The organism is Pirellulales bacterium, assembly GCA_035533075.1.
Taxonomy (GTDB): Bacteria; Planctomycetota; Planctomycetia; order Pirellulales; family JAICIG01; genus DASSFG01.
Window position 1 is genome coordinate 1 of the sequence record DATLUO010000285.1, and the last position, 2494, is coordinate 2494.

Below are 2494 nucleotides of genomic sequence, written 5' to 3' on the forward strand. Positions count from 1 at the left end.
CTTCGTGGTGCTGCAATCAGGCCCGCGCGGCCCGCGCGGCGGCGCTCCGCTGTGGGGGAGCGGCTTTCTGCCGACGACCTATCAAGGCGTGCCGCTCTTGCAGGGGCCGGAGCCGATTCTGAATCTTGCCAGTCCGGCCGGCTTCGACCGTCGGCGACAAGGCGATTTCTTCGCGGCCGTGAAAGACCTTAATTCCCAGCGATTCGACGCCGTGGGCGATCCGGAGATTGCCACTCGCATCGCCGCCTACGAGATGGCCTGGCGGATGCAATCGAGCGCTCCGGAGTTGATGGACCTGTCAGGCGAAACCGCCCAAACGCTGGCCGCCTACGGCGCCGAGCCGGGCAAGCCCTCCTTCGCCAACAACTGCCTGCTGGCCCGCAGGCTGGTCGAGCGGGGCGTGCGGTTCGTGCAGCTCTATCACACCGATTGGGACCATCACGGCAACAACGACACGCACCTGGGCAAGCCGCTCGACGACCGCTGCCGCGAGACCGACGGCCCGGCCGCGGCGCTGGTGAAAGACCTCAAGCAGCGCGGCCTGTTGGACGAGACGCTGGTGATCTGGGGCGGCGAGTTCGGCCGCACGCCGATGGGCGAGCCGCGCGACCAGATGGGCCGCGACCACCACATCGACGGCTACGCCCTCTGGCTGGCCGGTGGCGGCATCAAGCCCGGCCAGACGATCGGTGTCACCGACGAGCTTGGCTTCTACGCCGTTGAAGACCGCGTTCACGTACATGACTTGCAGGCCACGATCTTGCACCTGCTGGGACTCGATCACACCCGGCTCACGTTCCGCTTCCAGGGCCGCAACTTCCGGCTGACCGACGTCGGCGGGCAAGTGGTCCGCAAGCTCTTGGCGTGAGAGGACGCTCCGCAACCCGACTGTTTTGCCGTGCCATGTAAAGCCGCTCCGGTCGTCACTGAGTTCAGCACGGATTCGACGGCCTTGCGCAACCGTTTTGAGCGAGCGGAACCGACGAGTCGAAAAGATCCGGTCCCAAGCCAACGGCGCGGTAGAACACAGGGAACCAAGCAGGCGGAGGCCTGCAACCGATCCAACCCAAGCCAGTCGCGAGATAGAACAAAGGATGTTTTGGTTCCGAGCGGATGCCGCCGGTGGCCAATGGTGGGGTTACCTCTGACCGGTTTTTGAGCGAAGCGCGCGGGTGGATAGAGTATCACAGCTCAGAAAAAGGTTTCACATCGCGCATAAAAAAACTAGAAGAATCTGTTCGTTCTTCTGGTTCGAGGCGGGTGGTTCCGGCGACCCGATTTTTTTCTGCAGAACGGCCGCCGCTCCTGCCGAAAATCTGGGGCGCGAGACGTGGACCCATTGAACGGCAACCTTCGCAGGAGAAACAAGATGGGAAAAATGACTCGAACCCGCCGCACTCGCATTGCCGCCGACATGGCCCGCATGCTCCGCGATCTGCACCAAGTGTCTGCCCAGGCGACTTCTACCCGCGTTCCGCGGCCGCATACCATCATCGCCTCAACGGCCAACTCGACTCGGACCGTTGCATCGACCGCTGCCGGGCCGGGAAGACGCGGGCAAAGGCGCGGCGCGGTGGGTTGAAAACAAACGGGCACGTCCGTGTGCCCGAGACCTACGGCTCAATCTCGGATCGAGACTACTTGCCGCCCTTGCTGCTCGCGGTCGCCTTGGAATCGCCGCCGGCCGCTTTCGCGTCGGTGGCGCTGTCCGAGCTTTCGTCGTCGGCCGAGGAACTGGCCGTCGCCGAGGCGGAGCTCTTTCGCTTCTGCTTCGCTTCGTCAGCCGCCTTCTTGACGATCTCGCGCTGTTCGGAAGTCAGCACCGCCTCGACTTCGCCGTCCATCTTGTCTTGCAGCGCCTGCAACTCGGCCTTCAGCGCGCTGATCTTCGGCTCATATTGTTGCTGGATGGCGTAGATCTTTTCACGCTGCTGGCCGCTGACCACCTTGCTGTAATAAGCGGGCAAGCGGCCGCGCGGTTTGGCCCGCGGCTTGGCGGGCTTGGCATCGGCCTTGGCCGCTTTGGCGTCGGGCTTCGCGTCCGACTTGGACGCGTCTCCTTGCGCAAGAGCCACCGACAAGATGAAGGGAAGAACCGCTGCCGACAACACGAACGGGAGCCTAAAGGAGACCTGCATCGAATGCCTCCGATTCAAAAGGAATATGCCTGCTGGGGGCGACATGCCCGCCACGCGCCCGCCTATCCTATCCGCTCACAAGTCGGGTTGCAAAGGAATTCTCTTCGTAGCTGGTCCGTAGTCCGCGGTCTGGGGCTGACGGACAGGCAATCGGTGTGCCGGCGCTCGCCCGCTCGCCCTGTGCCACGCTGCGCCGAACGCGTTGCCGGATTTGGATTTGCGACTCGGGACTTGAGCCTGCCGACGCCGTGGGGCGCCATCACCGAGGTCGGCTTCGGCCGCCCGTCGTCGACGCCAGACTCTTGCCAATCGGCCACCGGCGCGATAACCTGGTCTAAGTTCCGCTAATCGGCCCA

General features: G+C 64.0%; 2 protein-coding genes. One reads left to right on the top strand and one right to left on the bottom strand.

Annotated elements, in window-relative coordinates:
* A partial coding sequence (locus VNH11_35565; GenBank protein HVA51714.1) for a DUF1501 domain-containing protein occupies positions 1 to 868 on the top strand: 868 nt, incomplete at its 5' end.
* Positions 869 to 1637: 769 nt separating this feature from the next.
* Here the strand turns inward: VNH11_35565 and VNH11_35570 are convergent.
* Positions 1638 to 2138 (bottom strand): hypothetical protein, encoded by a 501-nt coding sequence (locus VNH11_35570; protein HVA51715.1) that lies wholly within the window; start codon positions 2136 to 2138, stop codon positions 1638 to 1640.
* Positions 2139 to 2494: the final 356 nt, after the last annotated feature.

What these genes read in the sequence shown, in the direction of transcription:
- VNH11_35570 (HVA51715.1), bottom strand. Translation starts at nt 2,138, where the DNA reads ATGCAGGTCTCCTTTAGGCTCCCGTTCGTGTTGTCGGCAGCGGTTCTT.